General features: G+C 33.4%; 31 protein-coding genes and 3 pseudogenes. 23 read left to right on the plus strand and 11 right to left on the minus strand.

Annotated elements, in window-relative coordinates; all coding sequences use genetic code 11:
* The 3 genes and pseudogenes from ACTQ5K_RS19035 to ACTQ5K_RS19045 form a co-directional block, all read left to right on the plus strand.
* Positions 1-330: pseudogene (locus ACTQ5K_RS19035) on the plus strand (ISLre2 family transposase); the annotation flags it as partial.
* A 210-nt stretch (positions 331-540) separates the two neighbouring features.
* Positions 541-2,027: pseudogene (locus tag ACTQ5K_RS19040) on the plus strand (Msr family ABC-F type ribosomal protection protein).
* 89 nt (positions 2,028-2,116) lie between these two features.
* Positions 2,117-2,989, plus strand: coding sequence for an AraC family transcriptional regulator (locus tag ACTQ5K_RS19045; RefSeq protein WP_031539678.1), 873 nt, complete (start codon positions 2,117-2,119; stop codon positions 2,987-2,989).
* Positions 2,990-3,080: 91 nt separating this feature from the next.
* Here ACTQ5K_RS19045 and ACTQ5K_RS19050 read toward each other — a convergent pair whose 3' ends face one another.
* Positions 3,081-3,611 carry a hypothetical protein gene (locus ACTQ5K_RS19050; protein ID WP_031539677.1) on the minus strand — a complete coding sequence of 177 codons (531 nt, stop codon included), beginning with the start codon at positions 3,609-3,611 and terminating at the stop codon, positions 3,081-3,083.
* 174 nt (positions 3,612-3,785) lie between these two features.
* Between ACTQ5K_RS19050 and ACTQ5K_RS19055 the strand changes: the two are divergent.
* Together ACTQ5K_RS19055 and ACTQ5K_RS19060 are read left to right on the plus strand one after the other, a co-directional pair.
* A pseudogene (locus tag ACTQ5K_RS19055) lies at positions 3,786-4,346 on the plus strand (AAA family ATPase).
* A gap of 163 nt (positions 4,347-4,509) precedes the next feature.
* Complete coding sequence (locus tag ACTQ5K_RS19060; RefSeq protein ID WP_414630351.1) at positions 4,510-4,740, plus strand: hypothetical protein; 231 nt, start codon at positions 4,510-4,512, stop codon at positions 4,738-4,740.
* Between the two features lie 84 nt (positions 4,741-4,824).
* Here the strand turns inward: ACTQ5K_RS19060 and ACTQ5K_RS19065 are convergent, their stop codons facing one another.
* Positions 4,825-5,706, minus strand: coding sequence for a ribokinase (locus ACTQ5K_RS19065; protein ID WP_435406681.1), 882 nt, complete (start codon positions 5,704-5,706; stop codon positions 4,825-4,827).
* Positions 5,707-5,864: 158 nt separating this feature from the next.
* The gene (locus ACTQ5K_RS19070) at positions 5,865-6,653 is read right to left on the minus strand and encodes a GNAT family N-acetyltransferase (protein WP_349205263.1); all 789 of its coding nucleotides are present in this window, start codon (positions 6,651-6,653) and stop codon (positions 5,865-5,867) included.
* A 313-nt stretch (positions 6,654-6,966) separates the two neighbouring features.
* Between ACTQ5K_RS19070 and ACTQ5K_RS19075 the strand changes: the two genes are divergently transcribed.
* Positions 6,967-7,296 carry an HIT domain-containing protein gene (locus ACTQ5K_RS19075; protein ID WP_235249601.1) on the plus strand — a complete coding sequence of 110 codons (330 nt, stop codon included), beginning with the start codon at positions 6,967-6,969 and terminating at the stop codon, positions 7,294-7,296.
* Between the two features lie 57 nt (positions 7,297-7,353).
* Here ACTQ5K_RS19075 and ACTQ5K_RS19080 read toward each other — a convergent pair whose 3' ends face one another.
* Positions 7,354-7,683, minus strand: a complete 330-nt coding sequence (locus ACTQ5K_RS19080) for a hypothetical protein (RefSeq protein WP_349205264.1) — start codon at positions 7,681-7,683, stop codon at positions 7,354-7,356.
* 81 nt (positions 7,684-7,764) lie between these two features.
* Here ACTQ5K_RS19080 and ACTQ5K_RS19085 point away from each other — a divergent pair, with 81 nt between their 5' ends.
* The 14 genes from ACTQ5K_RS19085 to ACTQ5K_RS19150 all read left to right on the plus strand — a co-directional run bounded on the left by ACTQ5K_RS19085 (position 7,765) and on the right by ACTQ5K_RS19150 (position 16,536).
* Positions 7,765-8,379, plus strand: a complete 615-nt coding sequence (locus tag ACTQ5K_RS19085) for a histidine phosphatase family protein (RefSeq protein ID WP_349205265.1) — start codon at positions 7,765-7,767, stop codon at positions 8,377-8,379.
* 30 nt (positions 8,380-8,409) lie between these two features.
* Complete coding sequence (locus tag ACTQ5K_RS19090) at positions 8,410-8,817, plus strand: hypothetical protein (RefSeq protein ID WP_328283912.1); 408 nt, start codon at positions 8,410-8,412, stop codon at positions 8,815-8,817.
* A gap of 52 nt (positions 8,818-8,869) precedes the next feature.
* Positions 8,870-9,643 carry a GNAT family N-acetyltransferase gene (locus ACTQ5K_RS19095; RefSeq protein ID WP_235249614.1) on the plus strand — a complete coding sequence of 258 codons (774 nt, stop codon included), beginning with the start codon at positions 8,870-8,872 and terminating at the stop codon, positions 9,641-9,643.
* Positions 9,644-9,774: 131 nt separating this feature from the next.
* Positions 9,775-10,302, plus strand: a complete 528-nt coding sequence (locus tag ACTQ5K_RS19100) for an RNA polymerase sigma factor (RefSeq protein WP_251630073.1) — start codon at positions 9,775-9,777, stop codon at positions 10,300-10,302.
* The gene (locus ACTQ5K_RS19105; protein WP_251630072.1) at positions 10,286-10,990 is read left to right on the plus strand and encodes a DUF4367 domain-containing protein; all 705 of its coding nucleotides are present in this window, start codon (positions 10,286-10,288) and stop codon (positions 10,988-10,990) included. The genes ACTQ5K_RS19100 and ACTQ5K_RS19105 overlap by 17 nt, the downstream gene beginning before the upstream one ends.
* Positions 10,991-11,092: 102 nt before the next feature.
* On the plus strand, positions 11,093-11,470 hold the full coding sequence (locus ACTQ5K_RS19110; protein WP_235249622.1) for an NUDIX hydrolase: 378 nt from the start codon (positions 11,093-11,095) through the stop codon (positions 11,468-11,470).
* A gap of 159 nt (positions 11,471-11,629) precedes the next feature.
* Positions 11,630-12,145 (plus strand): GNAT family N-acetyltransferase, encoded by a 516-nt coding sequence (locus tag ACTQ5K_RS19115; RefSeq protein WP_235249623.1) that lies wholly within the window; start codon positions 11,630-11,632, stop codon positions 12,143-12,145.
* Positions 12,146-12,169: 24 nt separating this feature from the next.
* Entirely contained in the window at positions 12,170-12,571 is a 402-nt protein-coding gene (locus tag ACTQ5K_RS19120; RefSeq protein WP_235249637.1) for a GNAT family N-acetyltransferase, read from the plus strand.
* Positions 12,572-12,613: 42 nt separating this feature from the next.
* Complete coding sequence (locus ACTQ5K_RS19125; protein WP_349205266.1) at positions 12,614-13,474, plus strand: DUF2785 domain-containing protein; 861 nt, start codon at positions 12,614-12,616, stop codon at positions 13,472-13,474.
* An 8-nt stretch (positions 13,475-13,482) separates the two neighbouring features.
* Positions 13,483-14,013: a DUF4269 domain-containing protein gene (locus tag ACTQ5K_RS19130; RefSeq protein ID WP_235250081.1), complete on the plus strand. Its 531-nt coding sequence runs from the start codon at positions 13,483-13,485 to the stop codon at positions 14,011-14,013.
* 27 nt (positions 14,014-14,040) lie between these two features.
* Positions 14,041-14,757 (plus strand): alpha/beta hydrolase family protein, encoded by a 717-nt coding sequence (locus ACTQ5K_RS19135; protein WP_349205267.1) that lies wholly within the window; start codon positions 14,041-14,043, stop codon positions 14,755-14,757.
* Between the two features lie 19 nt (positions 14,758-14,776).
* Positions 14,777-15,352: a histidine phosphatase family protein gene (locus ACTQ5K_RS19140; RefSeq protein ID WP_349205268.1), complete on the plus strand. Its 576-nt coding sequence runs from the start codon at positions 14,777-14,779 to the stop codon at positions 15,350-15,352.
* Positions 15,353-15,368: 16 nt separating this feature from the next.
* Positions 15,369-15,914, plus strand: coding sequence for a DUF402 domain-containing protein (locus ACTQ5K_RS19145; RefSeq protein WP_441994202.1), 546 nt, complete (start codon positions 15,369-15,371; stop codon positions 15,912-15,914).
* Positions 15,915-15,936: 22 nt separating this feature from the next.
* Complete coding sequence (locus tag ACTQ5K_RS19150; protein WP_235249679.1) at positions 15,937-16,536, plus strand: hypothetical protein; 600 nt, start codon at positions 15,937-15,939, stop codon at positions 16,534-16,536.
* A 60-nt stretch (positions 16,537-16,596) separates the two neighbouring features.
* Here the strand turns inward: ACTQ5K_RS19150 and ACTQ5K_RS19155 are convergent, their stop codons facing one another.
* Entirely contained in the window at positions 16,597-16,905 is a 309-nt protein-coding gene (locus tag ACTQ5K_RS19155; protein WP_231512548.1) for a hypothetical protein, read from the minus strand.
* Positions 16,906-17,076: 171 nt separating this feature from the next.
* On the opposite strand from ACTQ5K_RS19155, the gene ACTQ5K_RS19160 reads away from it, so the two are divergent.
* Positions 17,077-18,054: an HD domain-containing protein gene (locus ACTQ5K_RS19160; RefSeq protein ID WP_031537301.1), complete on the plus strand. Its 978-nt coding sequence runs from the start codon at positions 17,077-17,079 to the stop codon at positions 18,052-18,054.
* Positions 18,055-18,095: 41 nt separating this feature from the next.
* On the opposite strand, the gene ACTQ5K_RS19165 is transcribed toward ACTQ5K_RS19160, so the two are convergent.
* Together ACTQ5K_RS19165 and ACTQ5K_RS19170 are read right to left on the minus strand one after the other, a co-directional pair.
* Positions 18,096-18,470, minus strand: coding sequence for a ClpX C4-type zinc finger protein (locus ACTQ5K_RS19165; protein WP_031537303.1), 375 nt, complete (start codon positions 18,468-18,470; stop codon positions 18,096-18,098).
* Positions 18,471-18,729: 259 nt separating this feature from the next.
* Positions 18,730-19,170, minus strand: a complete 441-nt coding sequence (locus ACTQ5K_RS19170) for a GNAT family N-acetyltransferase (RefSeq protein WP_441994203.1) — start codon at positions 19,168-19,170, stop codon at positions 18,730-18,732.
* 107 nt (positions 19,171-19,277) lie between these two features.
* Here ACTQ5K_RS19170 and pdxR point away from each other — a divergent pair, with 107 nt between their 5' ends.
* Positions 19,278-20,684, plus strand: coding sequence for a MocR-like pyridoxine biosynthesis transcription factor PdxR (pdxR, locus tag ACTQ5K_RS19175; RefSeq protein WP_441994204.1), 1,407 nt, complete (start codon positions 19,278-19,280; stop codon positions 20,682-20,684).
* Positions 20,685-20,776: 92 nt separating this feature from the next.
* Here pdxR and ACTQ5K_RS19180 read toward each other — a convergent pair whose 3' ends face one another.
* From ACTQ5K_RS19180 to mciZ, 4 genes are all read right to left on the minus strand, one after another.
* The gene (locus ACTQ5K_RS19180; protein ID WP_441994205.1) at positions 20,777-21,334 is read right to left on the minus strand and encodes an isochorismatase family protein; all 558 of its coding nucleotides are present in this window, start codon (positions 21,332-21,334) and stop codon (positions 20,777-20,779) included.
* A gap of 137 nt (positions 21,335-21,471) precedes the next feature.
* Positions 21,472-21,708, minus strand: a complete 237-nt coding sequence (locus ACTQ5K_RS19185; RefSeq protein WP_031537312.1) for a DUF3977 family protein — start codon at positions 21,706-21,708, stop codon at positions 21,472-21,474.
* Between the two features lie 289 nt (positions 21,709-21,997).
* Positions 21,998-22,909, minus strand: coding sequence for an aldo/keto reductase (locus ACTQ5K_RS19190; RefSeq protein ID WP_441994206.1), 912 nt, complete (start codon positions 22,907-22,909; stop codon positions 21,998-22,000).
* Positions 22,910-22,980: 71 nt separating this feature from the next.
* Entirely contained in the window at positions 22,981-23,130 is a 150-nt protein-coding gene (mciZ, locus tag ACTQ5K_RS19195) for a Z-ring formation inhibitor MciZ (protein ID WP_269320379.1), read from the minus strand.
* Between the two features lie 79 nt (positions 23,131-23,209).
* Here mciZ and ACTQ5K_RS19200 point away from each other — a divergent pair, with 79 nt between their 5' ends.
* A complete protein-coding gene (locus tag ACTQ5K_RS19200) occupies positions 23,210-23,758 on the plus strand; it encodes an NUDIX domain-containing protein (protein WP_031537314.1) in 549 nt (182 codons plus the stop codon).

Here is a 23,758-nt window from a genome sequence, read left to right on the forward strand (position 1 = left end):
GGCGTGGACACGGCAGCATATCGACCAATGGGAAGTGCAGAAGCAATGATGAATCAATTAGCCAAACGATTAAAAAATGGAAGAGCATGGAGCAAAAAAGGGGTCATGAGCCTAGCACGATTATGGATTGGACTAAAAGATGAACTATCCATCCAAACGATATATGGGAAATGGGAAGAGGCCACGGAAAAATCAAAGAAAGAGCATCGACCGAAAAGAAAAATATCCACAAAATTAGTAACAGAAACCGTGCGTCAGAACCTGCCATACTTAAATCAAGCGATTGGAAAACCCATTCACTTTGCCTTACAGGGATTAAAAGGTTTTTAAAAAAAGAGAGAATCAACAGTTGGAAGAACAAAACCAATTAGAAAGCGGATACAATCTTAGAGGTTTTACTTTATAAAAAAGGGAGCTAAAAAAACTCCCACAAAAACTTGACTCAATCGTAACAACTGAGTTGTATTTATATGGAATGCTAAAAGGTAGATATTTCTGCCTTTTTAATTTGCCTGTGCTTTTTTTATTGGAAAATAACCAATGGAGGGTAAAATAAGGGAAAAAGTATGTCTTGAATTAGTAAATATAGAAATTGCGTATTTAGATCGGATCGTGTTAACCATACCAAGATTATCTGTACATCAGTTTGATCGAATGGTTATTGTAGGGAAGAACGGAGCTGGTAAGAGCACCTTGCTAAAATTAATGGCAGGTAGGATTCAGCCAGAGAAAGGAAAAATAAATAGTTTTGTAGATTTCGCCTATTTTGATCAATTAAACCCACCTGAGAAAAAAGAAATAGACTATGACTTAATCGGAAAACTTTCTATCCCTAAAACAGCATTAGAAAATTTTAGTGGAGGGGAGCTTACAAAACTCAAAATAGCAGAGATTTTCTCCAACTATAGGGAAGGCTTATTATTGGATGAGCCAACAACCCATTTGGATAAGTTAGGAAAACAGTTCTTATTAGAAGAATTAGAGTACTATTATGGTGCGCTTATTCTTGTCAGTCATGACCGGACTGTTCTTGATAAATTAGTGACGAAAATATGGGAAGTAGAGGATGGAATCGTAACGGAATATACAGGGAATTATTCCGATTATACTGCTCAAAAGGAACTACAGCGAAAACAACAGCAGGAGCAACATGAGAAATATGTAAAGGAGAAAACACGACTTGTAAATGCGGCGGAAGTAAAAAGAAAAAATGCAGACAAAATCACGCAGGCTAACGGCCATATTTCTAAATAAGGAACAAAAGCAAAAGCTAATAAAATGTTTATGACTAAATCAAAAGATACAAGCCAAAAGTCTGTTCAACGAGCAGCAAAAGCGATGGAACAGCGAGTAGAACAATTGAAAATGGTAGAAGCTCCTAAAAACGAACAACAGTTGCGGTTTCAACAGTCAGAAACGCTTACCATGCATAATAAGTTTCCCATTATGGGCGACAGTATTATGTTGAAAGCAGGAGTAAAAAAATACTGGTTCAAGACGTAAGCTTTCAATTTCCATTAGGAAAGAATATTGTGATTACTGGAAAGAATGGTTCAGGGAAAACATCCCTTTTAAACTATATCATTCATCAAAAAGAGGGAGTTACTATCTCTCCGAATGCTGTTCTTGGTATGTATAAATAGATGGACTATCAATTTATAAAGAACCAATCAGTCAAGGATTATATGAAAGAAAAGAGTGATTATGGAGAAAGTAAAATTCGTTCTGTTCTTCATTCGATGAATTATTCAGGGAATGATTTAAAAAAGAATGTCTGCCAATTAAGTGGGGGAGAAGCTATTCGATTAACATTATGTCAGCTTTTTCTAGGAAGATATAATGTCCTATTTTTGGATGAGCCGACAAACTTTTTAGATATATATTGTATCGAAGCTTTAGAGCGATTTTTAAAAGCATATGAAGGAACAGTCATTCTTGTTTCACATGATCAAGCATTTATTGAGCGTATTGCAGATTATATATCTGAAATCGAAAATAATCAATTAGTTTTGAAGAAATTTGAATAATACATGGAATCTTGCATGAATTGTGCAAGAAAAGTCGGAAGCGTGTTAAATTTGTTTGGTAAATTTTATAAAGAAGGGGAGGGCATGAAATGGATGTAATTAAAGGAATGAATCAGGCTCTTCAATATATCGAAGAGCATTTGTCTGAAGAAATAGATATGAAGCAAGTTGCTAGGATTGCTCTTTGTTCTGAGTACCACTTTAAAAGGATGTTTTCGTTTCTCGCTGGGATATCACTAACAGAGTATATTTGTAAAAGAAGGCTAACGATTGCTGCATTCGAGCTAGAGAATAGCCATTTAAGAATTATTGATATTGCCGTTAAATATGGCTATTCATCACCTGATTCGTTTACAAGAGCATTTCAACGTTTTCATGGAATAGCGACTTCTGAAGCGAGAATTAAGGGAATCCCATTAAAGGCATATCCACGAATGTCCTTCCAATTAACCATTAAGGGAGGAGTCGAAATGAATTACCGAATAGAAGAAAAGAATGCTTTTCATATAGTAGGTATGATGAAGAAAGTACCGATTATTTTTGAAGGGGAGAACCCGGAAATCAATGCTATGTGGAAGCAGCTAGGGCAAGAGAAGATTAGTGAACTACTACAACTATCAAATGTGGAACCAAGAGGGATAATTCAAGCATCGACAAATTTTTCAGAAGAAAGGATGATGGAAAAAGGTACTCTTGATCATTACATTGGGGTTGCTACAACAGAATCCTGTCCAAAGGGCTTTGCAGCTTTAGAAGTGCCTAATCTAACTTGGGCTGTGTTTGAGTCAGAGGGTCCTTTTCCGGAAACAGTACAGACAGTATGGGGAAATATTTATGCCGAATGGTTCCCATCTTCAGGCTATCAACAAATGCAAGGACCTGAAATCCTATCAATTAAAAGTAAAGATTTACAGTCTCCGAAAGTACCATGTGAAATTTGGATACCTGTTAGTAAAAGGTAGCAGCATTTGTAAATAAAGTTTTTTAAGACGGTTTAATAAGAGAGAGTTACTTAAGAGAGGGAAGGCGACTCAAAATTTGCCTTCCCATTGCTTAATAATCCAAATGCTTATAATACAAAAGATATTCTTTTTCATTAAGTTTCATCAGTTTATATTTTCGAATATCGTTTTCCAGCTTCTTTTGATCGGTATTTTTATTACTTAGCTTCAATGCAAGCTGATAAAAAATTTCACCTAGAATGTATATGGTACCAGATGAACCTAATTCAAGACCTAATGTTTCTGTCTCTGACAGCTGTGTTTTTGCCAATTCCTCGATTTCTTTTTTATAATCCTCTTTAATTAAAATATGGGATTCTTTGTTTGCAAAGGCGAGCAGTAAATCCTCTGTATTGTATACTTCAAAATAGGCAGTGTTCTTTTCTAATTGCAAAAGTTCATCTAATACTGTTCCTTCGCTTTTTTCGACTGTTTCAGCAATAGCTTGAATGGTTTTTACTGAATAGCTGCTGACATTCTTTTTGTTGACGGCAGCTAGCATTTGTTGACTTATGCCAGTTTGTTTAAAAACATCATAACGCTTTTTTCCATTCTTTTGTAAATAGACGTCAAGTAAGCTCACAATATTAACCACCTTTACTAAAAATTTGTTTACTAAAATATATTTTAGTACAGATGGTTAATATTGTAAATGGTAATGTGGTCTTTACGTCATATTTCCAATTTTTGTTGTATTATGATTATTCTTTGTTAAAATAAAAAATTATAGTTTGAAAATGAAATGGGGGAGAAGGTATTGAAATTAGTTTTTATTGTAGGCCCACAAGCAGTCGGGAAAATGACTGTTGGCCAAGAACTATCAAAAGTAACAGATTTAAAGTTATTCCATAATCATATGACCATTGATTTAGTTAGTACATTTTTTGATTAATGGAACAGTAGCTGGTAAGAGGTTAGTGGGGCTGTTTCGTAAGGAAATATTCGAAGAGGTATCTAAAGTGATTTGAATGGCATCATCTTCGCTTACGTGTGGGCGTTTGACATGAAAGAAGATTGGGATTATGTAAGTCAGGTTTGCGAGCTTTTTGAATCAAGAGGGGCATCGGTTTATTTCGTTGAGCTAGAAGCAGATGTAGAGGAGAGAATTGAAAGAAATAAAAGTCCGAATCGGCTTGAACATAAACCTAGTAAAAGAGATATCGCTTGGTCTGAAAATGATTTGAAAACATCCATGGAAGCCTATCGCTTAAATTCTTTACCAGGAGAAATAAAACATAGAAATTATTTGCGAATTAATAATACAAACAAAAGTGCAGAGGAAGTTGCAAAACAAATTAAAGAAATATTTAATTTATGATAGTAAAAAGAAAGAGGAGTTTAGCAATAATTTATTGAAAGGATGAAGGCATATTTTCCATGAATTTGGTATCATCGAAAATTTTAATAAACAGCAAGTATACAATCAATACACACCTGATCTTTATAATTGTGTCACAGTAAATGATGATTTTATAAAAGAGATGATAAAACAATTAGCGATGATGAAAACATATTTCCATACATATGAAAGACCTGCTAATGGTTTAGCATACAACGGAATAACGCTCATTCCTCCTGAGTCGTTACCAATATTTTTAGATATCGTTTTGTCTAATAAAACAAGAAGAAAATCGGAGGAGCTTATCGATCTAGCTATAAAAATAAAAGAAGCACAGGAAGCAAAAAAATACATGATTCACTATGGGATATAAGATTAGAGTGGATTATGTATTTTTTTGCGAGGATTATTCACTCTTTGTCTACTTGAAAAGTATACCTTATTAATGAGCAAATATTTAAATAGACTCCATAACTTCCTTCATAGTAGGGATAGAGGAAGCAGCACCTTTTCGTGTTACGGCAATTGATGCTGCTTTAGAAGCAATTTTTAATGCATTCTTTATGTGGGCATGCTGAGAAATTTGGCTTAAGAAATATCCTAAAAATGTGTCTCCTGCTGCGGTAGTATCAACTGTATCTACTTTATAGGATGATTGTCTATGTTCAATGACAATATCTTTATAAATTACGCCTGCTTTGCCCAATGTTAACACGATTTTTAGCTGTTTGTTTAATGACAAGAGTTTTTGAAAGATCTTGTCATTTGTCTGTTCGTTCGTAATCGCTTTTGCTTCTATTTCATTTAAAATTAAATAATCTATTTTTGAAAAATTTAGGTTGGTAATTGATTCATCGATTGGAGAAGGATTAAGGACGATTTTTAATCCTTTTTGATGCGCTTTTTCTACTATGTATTCTATCTCATTGATTTCATTTTGCAAAAGAAGGATATCATCTGTTGAAAAATTTTCTAGAACACGATTAATTTGATCGACTGTTATCTCTTTATTTGCACCACCAAATAATAGAATGCAATTTTCCCCACTGGATGAGACTTGAATAATTGCATGACCCGTTGTGCTTCCATCCTCCTCAATCCAATCAACATTTACATTTGCTTCAGCTAAAACATCTTTTAGAAATAAGCCGTCTTTTCCGATATTCCCTCCGTGGTAAACTTGTGCTCCAGCTTTAGCAAGTGCAATCGATTGATTTAAACCCTTTCCACCCGGGAATTCTTCGTAATTCGTAGAAGATAATGTCTCGCCGGCAGACACAAAATGAGGAACAGAATATACTTTATCAATATTTAAAGAACCAAAGTTTAAAATCTTCAAGTCTTTCACCTCTGTCCATTTAACATATTTATAGAATATCACTATTTATTCAAATGGAGAAACTTTATGAATATAAGAATGAGAAAAATTTTCGAATGTATTGATAACTAATTAATACTCGGAAAACATAAATATTTTTGGCCTGCTATCGAAAAAGATTAGTCCAAAGTAAAGTTAATTATAGATAATTCAGCAGTAGTTTCATAGCCGAGTCCTTTGTAAAGATTTGTAGCAGGAAGGTTTTCCGCTAATACACCAAGAAAAACCTCTTTAGAAATCTTTTTGCCAATGTAAGTTAGTTGACTAGTCAATAGTTTTGAAAGTCCCATCCCTCTATAATCAATTCTAGTTAATATGTTTCCAAGTTCGACAAGCTCTGGATCAAAGAAGTGAAAGCCACCTACTGCGATAAATTCATCTCTGTTTTTTATTCCTAAAAATGGATATTTTTCTAATTCGCTCTTTGTAAAAAATTTCATTTTTTCATTTTCTAAAAATTTAATTACTTTGGATAACTCTTCTGTCTTTACTTCTGTAGCGACATTTGATTCAATCAGCTTTGATAGGTCTTGGTGTTTCATCGTAAAAAAACGTTTTGGTGTACCTGTAATCAAATTTTGAGACTGAAATAGGTGAAAATCATCTTGATTAAGAATGGTCCCACAAATAGATTTTTTTTTAATTTGAATGACACTTCTTGTAAAAGCGATTAATTCCGGTAGGTATGCCTTCCATTGATTAAAACGATAAAATGAAAATGCTGGGAAAGATAGCCCGTTATAAAATGCCAAAATTGCTGTTAGCTGATTATCTACATACTGACCTATAAACACTACATTCGACTTTCTTTGACTCAAATAACTATAAAAAAGTAAATGCTGATCTTTATCGACTTTATCAATTAATTGTGAAATAATTTCCTTTTTAAGAATTTGATGTGAAATCATTTTATAGTTCCTTTCTATCTATTTTCTTTTATTTTAATGGATAGAAATTAAATATATTTGAACATTTCTTAACATTTTATTTTTCAAAGCACTACAAACAGATTTTATCAATGTAAATGGATGGACTAATTTATTGAATAGAAGTTTGCTCAAGAGCATAATTTCTTTTTTATAGTAAACTAGTGCCTTAATGTTAATGGTATAATTTAGAAAAGATGATTAAAAGGAACAAAAACATAGGTATCGATTATTGATGGACTACACGATTTTTCAGTGAAAGAAAATGACTTTCAATAAGGAGCTGGGAAGAAAGATGACAGAAGATTTCTATTGTGACCAAGTTCTTAGTGGAAAAACAGAGGTTAAGAAAGTAATGGAAACAAATAATGTTTTAGCTTATTATCACACGAACCCTTATTATCCTACCCATATAGTTGCAATCCCCAAAAAACATATTTCGTCGTTCATTACGTTAGAAGCAGGGGACAATCTCCTATTATTGGAGCTTCTGGGAGTGATAAAACAAGTAGCAGCTAACGTAACAAGGGAGCACGGTGCATGTAGAGTCATTACCAATATGGGGGATTATCAAGACTCTAAACATCTTCATTGGCATATTGTTCATGGCAAACCTTTAAGATAATAGCAATAACTTAAAAAGTGGAAAAGATAAAAAGGACTCCAAAAAGTCCTGTCTTAGTTAATTTGCGTTATTCATTGGATGTCTACTGAACATCATTTTCAGGAACCAAAGGAACCATATAAAGATAAATAAATGACCAAAAATAGTAAAAATGGTCCAATGTTTTCCCAGTTGTAATGAAAGAATTAAATGTTCCCACTCATTCTGATTAATATCTCTTTCGATGCTATTAATAAGGCCGATTATCGGAATAGTCAAAGTTAAAATATGACTTAAAATCGAGATAAGCTTTTGTTTTCCTTTTAAAATACTGAATATTGCCGAAATTGTAATGGCTAATAAGAATGTATAATAAACGATCCAAAACCAAGTAGGTAGGCTTGCCAATGCATTTCCCCACTCCTTTTAAATACAATTTCATTATAAATAGTAACTTATATAATTTATTAGTGTTAGGAGAATTTAATAATGCTTACCCTCTACATAACAAGACATGGAGAAACAAAATGGAATACAGAAAAAAAGATGCAAGGATGGAGTGATTCATCGTTAACGGAAAATGGAGTAAAGAATGCGATCTTATTAGGAAATAGATTGAAAGAGATTGAGTTTAATGCTATTTATACAAGCCCAAGTCAAAGAACCGTCAAAACAGCGAATCTAATTAAAGGAGAAAGAAAGATTCCGCTTATTTTAGATGATTATATAAAAGAAATCAATATGGGGATATGGGAAGGAGAAACGTTAGCTGATTTAAAAAACAATTATCCAGAACAATTCGACTTCTTTTGGAATGCTCCTCATCTGTATAAATCCATTGATGGAGAAGATTTTTTTGAAGTGAAAAACAGAATATCTAAAGCATTGAAAGAAATACAAGACAAGTATTCATCCGGTAATATCCTCCTTGTTACTCATTCAGTAGTGATAAAAGTACTACTGGCTATTTTTAAAGACTTGCCAATCGAGAAAATTTGGGAACCTCCTTTTATTCATGATACTAGTCTCACAGTTGTAGAAATGATTAATGGTACAGCGCAGATTGTACTAGAAGGGGATCTAACACATAGACAGGATAAATAATTCATAGGAGTGTACATAAAATGAAAATCTTTGATTCACATTTTCATATTAGTATTTGAATTAGTTGGTTGGCATTCAGAAATCTACATCAATTCGAATGATTTAGAAGACATTGCTGCATTAATAGAAAAACTACCTGCTGTGTCTATTGATCATCTAGGATTATCTCAAACTGGCTTTTCAAGTCTACTATATTTGGTCGAAAAAGGAGTAAAGGTAAAGGCAACTGGTTTTGGGAGACTTGATTTTGATCCAGTTACAGCTCTCCAAAAAATACATGAAGTAAATCCAAATGCCTTAATGTTTGGTACAGATTTACCTTCTACAAGGGCGAAGCGGCCATTTCAAGTATCTGATATAGACATTATTTTGAATGCTATAAGAGAAGAATCACATCTAGTACTATATCAAAATGCAATGGATTGGTATTTTAAATAAATTGTTTACTGAAATCTGGAGTGAAATAATTATAATAGGAAGGAGAAAACTGTTGGATAATATAGAGTTTATTGAATTAACGACAGAAAATATAGAGGAAATAGGTTGTTATTGTTTAAGAAGCAAAACGAAGTCAACAGGCTATCAAGGGAAAAAAGGTTGGTTAATAGATCAATTTAGACAAGGCTTAACATATATTCAAATGTTGGAGAATGAAAAGCTGGCTGGTTTTATTGAATATACACCAATTGAACATTCCTCAAGGGTAGTATATGGGGAAAATTACTATGTCATACATTGCCTTTGGGTTAATATAACTGGGAAAGGCTACGCCACTCACCTAATTGAAAAGGTTATTCAAGATGCCAAAGATCATAAGAAGAATGGCGTTATTGTTGTAACAAATCCAACAACTTCTTGGACACCAAGTAAAGAAGTTTTTATAAAAAAGGGTTTTGTTGAAGTAGATCAGGCTCCATATGGATTTGAGTTATTAGTCTACAAAATGGAAGATGCACCAAATCCTTATTTTCCTAATGACTGGGAAGAACGGCTAACTCGTTATAACAATCAATTAACCATCCTTCGAACAAAGCAATGCCCATATATAGACATAGCAATCGATAATGTAATAGAAGCAGCAACAAAGTTAGATATTAAGGCAGAAATCCAACTTTTACAATCGCGAGAAGAATTATTAAGACTGTCTCCAACTCCATATGGCGTTTATGGTGTGGTTTATAAAAATCAATTGATATCCTATCATCGGCTTACGGTTCATTCTGCGATGAAACGAATGAGGGAAGTATCGGTATTAAAAATATAAACGGAGAATTACTGAAAGTGGGCCTATTTGAAGGACTCCACTTTTTATTTTGTGAAAATATTATAAAAAAGTAAAACTTTTAAAGACTTCATCCGTCTATACATAGAACTTTTTTAAAAGGAGGGGAAAAAGTGGAGAAGGAAAAAGACAAAATTATCTTAGAATGGTATGAAAAGTTCGGGGATGCTATTTTTAAATATATCTTAATTATGATTCAAGATTATCAGCAGGCAGAAGATTTAACAAACGAGACTTTTTTTAAGGCATTTCTTCGTTTGGATACTTTTAAAGGACAAGCCAGTGAAAAAACGTGGCTTTATCGAATTGCTCATAATCTTACCGTCGATATGATTAGAAAAAAGAAGCCGTTACTACTTATAAAAGAAGCCTTTTTACTAAAAAAAGATGATTGTCCATTGCCAGAAGAGATTTTACAAATGAAGGAGCAATCGCTGAATCTTTATCATGCATTAAGTTCATTAAAAAAATCTTATCGAGAGGTCATTATACTAAGGAAACTGAAGGAGTTTTCTATAGAAGAAACGGCAGAGATTTTAGGATGGTCAGAAAGCAAGGTGAAATCTACTTTATTTCGGGCTATTCGATCATTGGAGAAAGAATTAAAAAAGGAGGGAGAGTTAAATGGGAAAGTCATATAAACAGCTTGATTTAGATTTAACAAATTTAGAAACAGATATCATTTGGGATAAGAAACGAAAAGAAGCTACCCGCTTAAAGCTAGAAGAGAGGATGCATGTTCATAAGGAAAAACAAAACATATTTCAACCGTTTCCTTTCGTAGCATTTATAATAGCATCGACTATTCTCTTTTTATTAATTCGTATTGAATCTCCATTATTACATAAATTTCAGGATATAAACGCAATGGATGAAAAACCAGCTGATCTAGAAGAATTGGTCATTATTACAGCGGAAGAACAAAAGAGAGTCGAAAATAAAAACACCGTATTTCTTTCAGAGGAAGCAGGAATTCCTTATTCTCTATATACACTTAAATTATCTTCATTAAAGATAACTGGAGAACCGAAAATAAGTGCGACGAAGGTAAAGAATTCTATTCTAGTAAATGCAGATTTTCCATTGTCAGACGGAAGCTTTCTTTCCATACATACAGAGAAAAAACAAAAAAATATATATGGTAATGATAAAAATGGTTTTGTAAAAAAAGAGCAGGAAATAACCATTAATAAACATTTAGCAGTACTTATCCATGAGAAAAATGATCTCAAATTAATTATTCCAACAAAGAACTATCAATATACGATTACAGGTGTCGAAGATGAGCAGGATTTAATAAGCATTGCGGAAATGATTGAATTTTACTGAGTTTGTGTAAGTACACTACAATATTTGATGAGAATTTAGCTATTATAGTTTTATAATTCCATTTCACGTATATAATTGAACCAATATCATGGCGAAAAGTTAATGCGAAATAGAGGCTCAGTAGTTATTATGGAAGATAATAAGCTATGTCTTATTAAAAGAAGTAGAAATAATTCTATCTATTATGTATTTCCTGGTGGTGGTATCGAGCCAGAAGAAACGCCTAGGGAAGCAGCTAAACGTGAAGCATTTGAAGAATTAGGTGTAACCGTCCAAATAAACGAATGCTTAGCAGAAATAGAATATGAAGGAACCCAGTATTTTTTCTTAGCAGATATCGTCAGCGGCAGTATTGGAACAGGTCAAGGAGAAGAATTTACGGAAAGATCTCTAGACCGAGGAACATATTTGCCAATGTGGGTAGAAATAGATGATTTATCAGCTATTGATGTAAAACCACTATTCGTAGCTAAAAAGTGAAAGAATACTTTGATAGAAAAATCTCTTTTTAGTAAAATGGCCTTTGTTCTTGAAGGTCATTTTTAATTTCGTCGGGTATCTGAATTTTTCGAAAAAGTGAATTTCTTCTTAATGATTAATGTTATAATTTTTGAAGGTAATGAGGAGGGAAACACAGCCATGTTATTTAAAAGTTTAGGAGAAAAAGTTTATATTAAACAGCCGGAGTGGAAGGAACTAGAGTTTGTGGAATGGCTTTGGGCTGACAAAGATACCATGATGGATGTTGGAGGTACAATTGAGTTTGAGGAAAGTCGGAGAATAGGATGGTACCAACGAATGGTTCAACCAACAGATGGAACCAACTTCTACTGCTTTATTTATACTTATGAAGACATTCCAATTGGGGAAGTAAGTTTCCATCGATTTGATCATGAAAAGCACCTAGCGGAGTTAAATATAAAAATAGCTTATAAATATCGTAGAAATGGTTATGCAAAAGAGGCAATTCATTTACTTCTGGATTATTTCTTTAATGAATTTGGAGGAGAAGTGATGGCAGACCGTGTGGCTATCCATAATACTGCAGGACAACAACTATTAATAAATTATGGATTCAATCTTATTAAAGATAGTAATCAAGACATAGTTCTATTCCGGTTAAGGAAAGAAGATTTTATTAAAATTATGAACTAATATAGCAGTAGGTAGGGGAATGGCATGACAATAGAAGTGTTGACATCTGTAGAGAAATCTATAAAGGCAAGCGAAGTGTTAGAACTTTATAAAGATGCTGGATGGTGGAATGAAAGAACGGAGCAAGATATGGAAAAAATGTTATCCCAAACATTAGCAGTAGGTGCATGGGAAAATAATAAGCTCATAGGCTTTGCCAGAGCAATAACAGATGGAGTTTTTAGGGCATATATTGAGGATGTAGTGATTCATAGTTCTTTTAATAGAAACGGAATCGGAACTATGCTTATTGCTAAATTGATAGAGGAATTATCCAATATTGATGTTATTAGTTTATTTTGTGAGGAAGACTTAATTGCCTTTTACAACAAGAATGAGTTTAAAAAAAGTAAATCACAGTTTGTGATGCATAAAGTAAATAGATGAAAAGGGATTGTTACTTCCCTTGTTATTGATAGGAGTGAGAAATTGAATCTAATAGAAAATATAATTCCCATGAAGGAAAAAGAGTTGAAGAACTTTTTAGGAAATAGAAAATCTGAAGAAATAGAATGGGATGAAAAAACAAAACAGACAGTCGTAAAATCTATGCTTATACATATTGGTTCACCAGATAGCGAGCTAAGAGATAATTTGATTTATCACACCTTTTGTCAATTAATCATGGAAAATAAACTAGAAAAGCATTTTTTATGTGAAGTGTTAGAAACCTGTTTAAGTGATCAATTCTTGTTTAAAGGAATTGGTGAAAAGGATACGGATTCTGTTTTCACTCGTTCTTTTACATCATTACTAATTGCACTTATTCTTTATCAAGATAATCGCAATGATTTTTTAACAGAAGCCAAGGTTAATGAAATTAAAGATAAATTGATCAACTATGTAAACCTTGAAAAAGATGTAAGAGGATATGTGAAAGATAGAGGCTGGGCTCATAGTATGGCGCATGTAGCGGATGCTTTCGATGAACTTGTCAAAAGTGAAAAAATAAATCAAAGTACATACCCGGCAATAATGCAGGCGATTTGGCAAAAAATCTATCAAACGGAAAGTGTATATATTCATGATGAGGATGAACGAATGATTGTTCCTCTTATACAAATGATAGATAACGGTTTGGAGCAGGAAGTGTTAGAAGGCTTAATAATTAATATGAAAAACGATTTACACCAGTATAGAAATCAAATAGAGGAAGAAAGTTATTGGTTTTTGGTGGCAAACTGTAAGAATTTCCTGAAAAGTTTGTTGGTAAATATGATAAATAATCCTAAGTTATCTTCTATGCAGTCAGTCGTGAGCGAAACTTTAAATGAGATATATGAAATATGAAATTTTCAATGTTTGATAAACTAGATTATTTACGAGAAGGAAATGCTAAGCAGCAACAAGCATATTCAGCATTAAAGAAATTAAAAATATACGAAATTTTACATCCTTATAAACCAATTCTTTGTGGAACCATTCCAATTGGAGTGAATATAGAGGCTTCTGATTTAGATATTATAATGGAAGTCTACGAATTTGAAAAATTCAAACAGATTGTAACTGAGAAGTTTGGTGAAATGGAGCATTTTCGCCTGAAAAGATTAATGATTAGAGAAGTGGATGTAATGAAAGCAAATTTCAATTTTGATGGCTTCGAATTCGAATTGTTCGGTCAACCAATCCCGGTAAAACAGCAATATGCATATCTCCATATGATTATTGAACACGAAATTTTAAGGATAAACCCAACTATAAAAGAAGAAATCCTTTCACTAAAGAAACAGGGCTATAAAACAGAACCAGCTTTCTGTAAGGTACTAGGGCTAAAAGGTGAACCTTATCATTCGCTGATCCAATATGGGAAAGTGAAGAGATTTATTTAAGTATAGGTAGTAAAGGAAGGTACGACAGTGGAGAGAATAGTAATCGGTGAATATAAGTTTTATCAGTCTACTAATATTATTCAAAATAAAGACAAAATTGTGATCCTATATCATGGTTGGGGTGGAACAGCGAAAGGATACATAGAGTTGGCCGAAGAGATTGCTCAAGAAGGATTTGGTGTATTAATCCCTGACATCCTTAATCATGATGAAAGATACCCTTTGGAAAATCACTTTGATTCCAACGTTACCCGAAAGTACTTTTGGAATACCGTTTTCCATACCATTAATGATTATAATGAGTTTTTAAGAGTAATAGGCGTAAAGAAAAACAGTACCATATTAGTAGGCAATTCTATGGGGGGATTTATAGCAAATGGCATTTTTGCGAAAGAGCCTGAAATAAGTGGATTAGCAAATATAAATGGATCGGGTTCATTTGTGCTTACCGAAAAAATATTTCGAATATGGGATGGTAGAGATGAGATGTCTCAAGAAGAAGAGAGTCGATTAAAGAAATATGATCCAATCGACAAAATGATTAGTCTATCTCCTATTCTTCTCATGCATGGGGATAGTGATACGATTATTCCAATCGAGGGGCAAAAAAACTATTATAAGTATATTACCAAAGAGGAAAAACGAACCAATGTGGAAATGGAAATCTTCGAAAAAGTAAATCATGAATTTACACCGAAGATGGTTCAGAAACTAATCACTTGGTTAAAGGAAATCAAAAATTAAAATGAGGGGATGGGATGGAATGGAATTATTCTTCATACGGCATGGAGAGGGAGAACACACGCTTAATCTTCCATCTAGTCTACATAAAAGAAATCCGCCACTTACAAAAAAGGGAATGGACCAAGCAAAGAAACTTAAAGATCGTTTTCCTTTAAGCACTCAAGATATTGTGTTCATTAGTCCATTAGTAAGAACTATGCAAACAGCTATGCTGTGGGCTGATGGCGTCGATTGCAGAAAAATAGTAACTCCTTACGTTTCTCCAAGAATGTTCCCTCTCTTATCAAATAAGCAGACATTGCCTTGCGATGTAATGATGGAAAAGGAGAATATATTACATGCATTTCCTTCCTTTGAACTAGATGACAATCCACCAGTAGCCTTATGGAAGGAAGGATTTAACACCGCTACAGAAAGGGATTTTACAAGATACGCTGAAGAATTTTTAGCAAATTGTAGTCGATTAAAAAAAGAGAAAATCTATATTGTCTCACATGACGGCACAATAACTTCCTATCGCCAGTTAATAACGGGTAGACAATTAAGTAGAGATGATTTTCCGAAAGAGACAGGGTGGTTTCGGATAAATTGTTGATATAGGATGGGTGAGTATGCCGGTAAAAAGAAAATTCGGAACCCATAAAGGTTGGAAACGGATATTAGAAAAGCAATATGCGCAAATGTTTATAATAACGGATGAGTTTACGGGATATTTGTCACTATTTCATTCCATAAAGGTAGCGGAATCAGTAACCAAAAGGAATAACCAGAAAGAGGTTTGTATACTTGATGACGGCTATATGTGGCTTCACCAATATCCATTAAATAAAAATCACTCTATCACTACTATGTTTAATAAAGATGGAGATATTGTCCAATGGTATATTGATATCTGTCTTGAACATGGAACAGAAGATAAGGTTCCTTGGATGGATGACTTGTTTTTAGATATTGTAGTATTGCCAACTAAAGAAATTTATTTACTGGATGAAGAAGAACTGGTGAATGCGTATAAAGACAATTATATTTCGAAAGAACAGTATGACTTAGCATGGAAAGAAGCGAGTGATATTTTAGAACAATTAAAACAGGATCAATTCCGCTTATTAGCATTAGCCGATCAACATAAAAAGCAGCTGGAGAAGAAGTTGAAATAATTAAATAAATCGCTCGAAAGGATTGATACCAATTATCATATCAACACTAGTATTAGGCTGGATAGGAATCGTCTTATTTGTCATCCTTGCAGTAACGTTTCCAAAGCTGGCTAAAAATAACGAATTTGGATTTATACATATTCTAATGGCATTTATGTATGCAATGTGGTTGCCTATTCCGATTACATTATATGAGATACTACATACTGATAGCCTAAAAATGGGTATGATTTTTGGGACAGTATACTTATCTATGATGATTATGACAATGAGTTTACAGACAGGTCATATAGTACATAGCGAAAAAGTAAGTCAACCGCAAGCAATAAGCAATCATCTGATGGCAACCTTATCAGGACCATTTGAATTAATGGCCAATATCCTAAAGAGTATTTGGGTAATATTTCTTGCAGTTGCGTTTTGGAAGCAGCAATATGTTATGATGGCAAATTTGATGGGAATCATTGGTATACTTATCATTTATTTTGTCCTACTTTTAATAAAAGAAAGCCTCCTTAAACCAAATAAAATTTTAAATCGGATAGCCGGAAATCCATATTTTTTTAATATAGAAGTGTTTTTTCTTTTTGTAAGTTTACTAATATTTCTCACTTTTATTTAAATCTTATAATAGAATGGAAGAAAGGTGAGAGCGGCTGAACAAAAAGTATAAATGAAATCACTAAACACCCATTAAAATTGTACCTAGTATATGGTAAAAAACAGGGAACAAGAACAATATTATATTGGCAATTATACCAACTAATGATAGTGTATCTCTATTCCGTTTATATCCTAAAAGACCGATGACTGCTCCAAATGGACACAAAAAAAGCGGCATGAGAACAGGTAATCCTTGAAGCTTATCCAACGGAATGATGTTTGTAAAAAAATTAAGAATCAATAGTCCAAGGACAATAGGAAAAAATATCGATAGTACACCTAAAAAGTTGCTTTTATTGATTTGTTTTTTTCCGAAATTCTGATGCACATTCATACTCCTTTCAGATTTAATTTTAATAAAATCACTTTTTGCAAAACATGAGAGGATTAAACTTGATATGTATACTTTACTATACATTTATTGGAAATGCATGTGGTTTTCCATTGAAATTGTGTTTTTTATAATAGGAGACAAATTTACCAAGAAGGGAGAATAGTTTTGCTAATATCCGATAAACTGTACGGAGATTTTGAGATTGAAAAAGTTTTAGAGGAATTAATAAAAAGCAAGCCAATCCAACGACTAAAAGGCATCCATCAAGGCGGAGCAAGTTATTTAGTAAATAAAAATTGGAATGTTACTAGATATGAGCACTCGATTGGCGTTATGCTATTAATCCGAAAGCTCGGAGGTTCCATGGAAGAGCAAATTGCTGGACTGTTGCATGATGTCTCCCATACAGCATTCTCCCATGTTGTTGATTTTGTCTTAGATAAACATCATGAGAATTATCATGAAGTTATTTTTCTTTCTGTTATTAAGAATTCTGAAATTCCTTCAATCTTAGAAAAATATCGATATGATTATAAAGAATTGCTAATGGATGATACCAAATGGACTATTCTAGAACAGCCAGCACCCGAATTATGTGCTGATCGTGTTGATTATACAATACGGGATATGTATACTTATGGAAAAATTTCGTTAAAGGAAGTAGAGAAATTTTTAGAAAATGTTTTAACGGTAGAAGGGAAAATGTGTTTAAGTAACGTTGATGCGGCAGAATGGTTTGTTACAACCTATTACAAAGAGGTCATCGATTTTTTTATGCATCCATTAAATATTTATGGATATGATCAGTTAACAAAAATTTTAAAAGTAGCGTTAGCTAAGAACATTATAAAGTTTTCTGATTTTCTAAGAGAAGATAGGGAGTTGATTTTTAAAATTAGTAAATCAAAGAATGGTGAGATTCAGGAGCTCTGGCATAAACTTCAATCTTCTTTGAAAGTAATAGAGGATGAAGAGGATTTTGATATCCATCTAAAGAATAAGGTTCGACTTATTGACCCATCCATTTTCTATCAAAATAAGTTAGTAAGTGCTTCAAGCCTTTCTAAAAAAATAGAAGAGATGAATAAGAATGCTTTTCAAAAAGCGAAAAAAGGAACGTATGTAAAAGTAATACAAGCTTAAGACATAGTAGTGAAAAAAGGGGACAATTGTTTCAATCGTCCCTATGAATGACTTTTAATCACTTCTGCACCAAACTCTAAACATGAGCTGCAAATAGACACATTTGGTCCAACCGCTAAATGACCAACTTCCTCTTTTGATTTTCTGCAAAAGGAACAAGTTTCCGTGTATTCAATGCTTGATGCCTGTGTAGAAGAGGAGGTAGTAGAGAGAGCACGATATAATTCATCGATTACTTTTAACTCTATGCTATCTACTTCCCCATTTATTCTCATACGTTCTGTTGTATAGGCGATCGCCATTCCTTCATAAAAGCGCTGTTTTTCGGCAGAATCACTATTTTTAGCATTTCCTTCACAAGCAGAAATTAGTTTATCTAACTCAGTAATTAAACCTTGTAAAGAATCTTTTGACATGGATTAACACCTCCTTTTTTCATGTATATTTACCATACTCGTTTATAGAATCCTAGATTTGTATATTTCTATATAAATGAAGGAAATTCCTTTAGAAAAAAGAATTATGAAATAGAAAACTTCAATAGAACCATCCACTTAATTTACAAAGAATAGAAGATATTTATGAGGGGAAATGTAGTTATTTACGAGTATTTTAAAAAGTATGGTAAAAGAGACGTTACCTTTTAAAAAGTGGGAATGTCTCTTTTACTTTTTGTTAAATTTTTTTCAAATAAACATAGCTTACTTTATCATATTCCATTTTCTCTTCATAAAAGCGATGGGCATCAATACGCTGTAAACCAGAAGACAAAGACACAAGAGGATAGTCATTTTCAATGGCCCACTGATGGACATAGTTCAATAATGCTTTGCCATAACCTTTGGAACGATGGTTGCGGTCTGTTATTAATTCACAGACCCATATAAATCTGCCATAGTATAAAGTGATCATAGGCATAAATCCACATAGTGCTACGATTTCTTTCTGATTAAACAGTGCAATCAAGCGATACCCTTCTTTTTGGACAGATTCTAAAACTAATTCAAGATATGCGCTCATATCTAATTTTGTTCGCAATTGTTTCATTACAGGAAATGCTGTTTTCCATTCATCTTCTGTCTTTAACATTTTAATGGTTAATTGATTGTTTATCATGTTCATTCCTCCATTCATATCTATAATGTAATAGGATTCTGGTATAATCTAAAGTATCAGATTAGCTCTTTTTAATGGTGTCAGTGTGATTTAAGGAGGAGTGTTTTGTGCTAGAGTTAACACCAGTTTTACGGAAGGACAGTAGTAAGCCGCTTTATATACAATTAGCAGACTTTATCAAGCATGAGATTAGAAACAAACATATATTACCCAATGAAAAATTACCATCCAAAAGGAAGCTAGCAACACATTTGCAAATTAGTTTAAATACCGTCCAAGCAGCCTATGATCAGCTTTGTGCAGAAGGATATGTGGAAAGTAGTCCCCGCAAAGGATTATATGTGCAAACAATTGATGAAGAATATAAGAATCAGCTAGAAACGAAAGCTAGTCCTATCGTAAAGAAACCTAATCAACAAAAAGTGGTGAAAATCGACTTTAACTCAGGACAAGTGGATCGTAAATATTTTCCCTATAACACATGGAGAAAGCTCTCCATGCAATCGATATATGAAGATCAAAATTTTTGGTTTTCGAACGGAGATCCACAAGGTGAGTTTAACTTAAGAGAACAGATTGCCAAGCATTTATATGCTACTAGAGGGGTAATTTGTCAACCTAATCAAATAATAATTGGTGCAGGAACGCAAGTGTTAATAGGATTAATTAGTTTATTGTTAGGAAGGGATAAATCATACGGGCTTGAAAATCCAGGCTATCACCGAATTAGAGTGGTATTACAAGATATGGGGATAGAAACACTACCTATTCCTGTCGATGAGAATGGAATGGATGTATCTCTACTGAATAAGAGTAAAGCAAATGTCGCATATGTAACCCCATCTCATCAATTTCCATACGGGATGATTATGCCAATTGCACGAAGATTGGAATTGGTTAACTGGGCAGAAGAAAATAATGGTTTTATAATAGAAGATGATTATGACGGCGAATATCGCTATAAAGGAAAACCAATTCCTGCACTACAAGGATTAGCAAAAAATAGTCAAATTATATATTTGGGCACCTTCTCGAAATCATTAATTCCCTCCCTTCGAATAAGCTATGCGGTTCTCCCAATGCAATTATACAGTACATATGTGAAACAGTTCACTGTCTATAAGCAGACCGTATCACGGATGCATCAAGATACATTGTACCACTTTATAAAAGGAGGACATTGGAACAGTCACTTAAATAAAATGAGAACACTGTACCGGAAAAAACGGCAAGCACTACTCCAAGCCATCCACCGACATTTAGACAGAAATGTAGAAGTGATTGGAGAAAATGCTGGACTTCATATTGTTTTAGAAGTGAAACGTGATTTAAGTGAAAAGCGATTAGTCGAAAAGGCAATGGAATTTGGAGTGAAAGTATACCCTGTTTCTGCGTACTATTTTCAAAATGAATATTCAGGGAATCCAAAAGTGATTCTTGGATATGGTGGATTAACGGAAACAGAGATAGAAACAGGGGTGGAACTGTTAAAAGAAGCTTGGGAGTTAGAGTGAAAATAATAATAAAGAAAAGTCACAATGACAAATGCCGCTGCTCGAATCGCTTTTGTCATTGTGACTTTTTTCGCTTGCTCTTTACATAAAACTTATCGGTAACTATCATGCATGGGTGAAAATAAATCTTCCTCTGCTTCGCGTACTATCGAAAAATGATCGACATTATAGTGACCGTGTAATATTTTATTGTGATGTTGAATAATTTTTTCAGCAGAAAGAACGGTTGAATCGGTTGTTGAATGCCCATCTCCAACTAGCGTTACATCCATATTATTTACAGTTGCTGTCCGTACCGCTGTATCAATACAATAGGGTGTTTCGCAACCCATAATGACAAGATGTTGAATGTCTTTTGACTGTAAATACTCTAGTAATCCTGTTCCATAGAATGCATTTGTAGCATATTTATCAAAGATTTTTGCTTCAACAGGAATTTTCAAATCGGAATGAAATTGAAACCCAGGTCCTTCTCCTCCCGCAACATCTTTATCTCTTACAAACATAACTTCAACATTTAATTGGATAGCCTTTTCAATAACGAGATTAATAGTATCTAATAAACCTGTTTTATTATAAATCTCATTTGTTTCCGCATTCCCATCTACCAGTTTTTGCTGAACATCAATAATTAATAAAGCTTGATTCATTGAAAGACTCCTTTATAAAAGTAATGTAGGTATTTTAATTACAGTTTAATTACTAGATAAGTATTCGTTACGATTAATTGATTTTCCTCTTTTTAGAAGACTAGAGATGGAAGAGTAAAGGGAGTAATAGTGGAATGCTATAAGCTTTTTATACCTAGTATGAATTTATAAGCATTTCGTTCTTTTTTTCGTTTTTTAACCCCTTCTTTTGAATCGATAATAATGACCGTTTTCCTAATCCAGACTCTAGTATAAAGAGAGTAAAAATTAATAGGTCTCTTTATTCCTTTTTCTTCAAACTCTGTCCCATCTTGTAATTCTGTTTCTGTACGAATAAGCCATTTGTTGCCAATACCAAATTCTATGTATTTCAAAGAGATTCCTCGTTTCTATTATTCTTGTAAAATAAAGGATTTTATTTGGACGCGTATCCTATTTATCTAAAAAGAGTAGGTGGGGATTTTTGTTCATAAGCAAACTGAAAACCACATTTCAAGAAGAAGCAAGCAAAAGTAGAGTTCATAAGGAAGATGAAAACCACATTTCAAAAAAATGCAAGGAAAAGTGGCTTTCATCCAAAAAACGAAAACCACTTTTCTATAATGAATAGAAAAATTTTCCAAATCATTCAAGAGCCAAGCTTAAAAGTAAATTTACATCCTATTAACGATGTGCCTTATAAACCGATGCTTTCGAAATTTCTTTAATAAATGCTATTTCCTCTGCTGTTAAAGGTGCACTGTTCACGGCATTTGCATTGGCTCGAAGCTGTTCTGCTGAGCTTGCACCTGCAATGATGCTAGCTACAGGGGTTTGAGCCAAGTTATATTGAATAGCAGCTTCCGTTAATGTGCGATTATCTGCAAATTTTTGTTCTAAATTTTGAAGTAATTTTGCAAGTTCCTCACCAGAATAATCTAAATAGCCTTTTTCTGTTAGCTTTTCACGGTACTTAGGGCTTAAAAGACCTTTTGCAACAGGGCCGCGGGTAACGACACTAATATTGTTTTCTGCAAGTGATGGTAGTGCTTCCTCTTCTGGACGTCTGTCTACTATACTATATTGCATCATGACAGAAACAATAGAGGAACGCTTCACATATTCGCGAATGACATTTGGGCGAATGGAAGAAATGCCGTAATAAAGAATCACGCCTTCTTCCTTTAATTCTTCAAATGCCTCAATCGTTTCTTCAATCGGATCTTCCATCATCCCGCCGTGTAGTTGATATAAATCAATATAATCTGTGCCTAGTCGTTTTAGGCTGTGTTTAACTTGTTCTTTAATATAGGCCTTACTTGCATCCCAAGACCATCCATCTTTTCCCTCTTCCCACTTATTTCCTACCTTTGTTGCAATAATGACATCTTCTCGATTATTTTTGAAAAAACGACCTAGTAATTGCTCATTTTTCCCCTGATCATATAAATCTGCTGTATCAAAATAATTTATTCCTTCTTCTAATGCTGCTTCTAAAATCGGAAAGGCAGTCTTTTCTTCGGTCCCAAGACTCATGCATCCAAGTCCTAGTTTTGATACATATAAGTTAGAACTACCTAATTGTGAATTTTGCAAATTCGAACACCTCTTTACCTAAGATATCTCTTATTGTACGAAAAATGGTATTTATTCACAAAGAAATCGGCTTATTTTTTTGAAGGATTCGAATTAGCATTCACCCAATCCTTCACATAGGTGTATTCTTTTTGATACTTTTTAAGCATATAACGGATTTCCCGTGGTTTTCCAGTTAAAACAACCCCTTTTTCTCGTAAATATATCTTCAGCGTCCCCACAATCCTTTCTTAAAAACCGAAATAAAGTATAATAATCTATATGTTAGGATCTTTGTTTAATAGAACAGGAGTGTGTCAAATGAGTTCATTGGAAGAAAAAACAGTAAAAACAGAGCATATTTTTAGTGGAAGAATAATTCAAGTTCAAGTGGATGAAGTAGAATTGCCTAATGGAAAAACCTCTACACGAGAATTAGTAAAGCACCCAGGTGCAGTAGCAGTAATTGCCATAACGGACGATAACAAGCTAGTTATGGTAGAGCAATATCGAAAGCCGCTTGAAAAAGTAATCGTAGAAATCCCTGCCGGAAAATTAGAAAAGGGCGAAGACCCAGCTTTATGTGCAAGAAGAGAATTAGAAGAAGAAACGGGATATGATTGTGAATCTCTAGAATTGGTAAGTTCTTTTTATACTTCACCAGGATTTGCTGATGAAATCATCCATGTATATGTGGCAAAAGGATTAACCAAAAAAGAAGATGCCGCAGGACTAGATGAAGATGAGTTTGTAAATGTATTAGAAATTACGCTAGAGGAAGCATTACAATTTATGGAAGAACAACGCATTTTTGATGCGAAAACAATTTTTGGGATACAATATTTACAAATTGCTAACCTAAAGGAGTAA

Source organism: Niallia sp. Sow4_A1 (genome assembly GCF_052116745.1).
In the GTDB taxonomy this organism is placed as follows: Bacteria; Bacillota; Bacilli; order Bacillales; family Cytobacillaceae; genus Niallia; species Niallia hominis.

Bases quoted from the DNA above. Each gene is read 5' to 3' on its own strand.
- ACTQ5K_RS19075 (WP_235249601.1), top strand. From the start codon at position 6,967: ATGACAGAAGATTTCTATTGTGACCAAGTTCTTAGTGGAAAAACAGAG.
- ACTQ5K_RS19170 (WP_441994203.1), bottom strand. From the start codon at position 19,170: ATGATAAACAATCAATTAACCATTAAAATGTTAAAGACAGAAGATGAA.
- ACTQ5K_RS19200 (WP_031537314.1), top strand. From the start codon at position 23,210: ATGAGTTCATTGGAAGAAAAAACAGTAAAAACAGAGCATATTTTTAGT.
- ACTQ5K_RS19045 (WP_031539678.1), top strand. From the start codon at position 2,117: ATGGATGTAATTAAAGGAATGAATCAGGCTCTTCAATATATCGAAGAG.
- ACTQ5K_RS19110 (WP_235249622.1), top strand. From the start codon at position 11,093: ATGCGAAATAGAGGCTCAGTAGTTATTATGGAAGATAATAAGCTATGT.
- ACTQ5K_RS19120 (WP_235249637.1), top strand. From the start codon at position 12,170: ATGACAATAGAAGTGTTGACATCTGTAGAGAAATCTATAAAGGCAAGC.
- ACTQ5K_RS19060 (WP_414630351.1), top strand. From the start codon at position 4,510: ATGATAAAACAATTAGCGATGATGAAAACATATTTCCATACATATGAA.
- ACTQ5K_RS19070 (WP_349205263.1), bottom strand. From the start codon at position 6,653: ATGATTTCACATCAAATTCTTAAAAAGGAAATTATTTCACAATTAATT.
- ACTQ5K_RS19180 (WP_441994205.1), bottom strand. From the start codon at position 21,334: ATGAATCAAGCTTTATTAATTATTGATGTTCAGCAAAAACTGGTAGAT.
- ACTQ5K_RS19165 (WP_031537303.1), bottom strand. From the start codon at position 18,470: ATGTCAAAAGATTCTTTACAAGGTTTAATTACTGAGTTAGATAAACTA.
- ACTQ5K_RS19130 (WP_235250081.1), top strand. From the start codon at position 13,483: ATGTTTGATAAACTAGATTATTTACGAGAAGGAAATGCTAAGCAGCAA.
- ACTQ5K_RS19105 (WP_251630072.1), top strand. From the start codon at position 10,286: ATGGGAAAGTCATATAAACAGCTTGATTTAGATTTAACAAATTTAGAA.
- ACTQ5K_RS19085 (WP_349205265.1), top strand. From the start codon at position 7,765: ATGCTTACCCTCTACATAACAAGACATGGAGAAACAAAATGGAATACA.
- ACTQ5K_RS19115 (WP_235249623.1), top strand. From the start codon at position 11,630: ATGTTATTTAAAAGTTTAGGAGAAAAAGTTTATATTAAACAGCCGGAG.
- ACTQ5K_RS19140 (WP_349205268.1), top strand. From the start codon at position 14,777: ATGGAATTATTCTTCATACGGCATGGAGAGGGAGAACACACGCTTAAT.
- ACTQ5K_RS19145 (WP_441994202.1), top strand. From the start codon at position 15,369: ATGCCGGTAAAAAGAAAATTCGGAACCCATAAAGGTTGGAAACGGATA.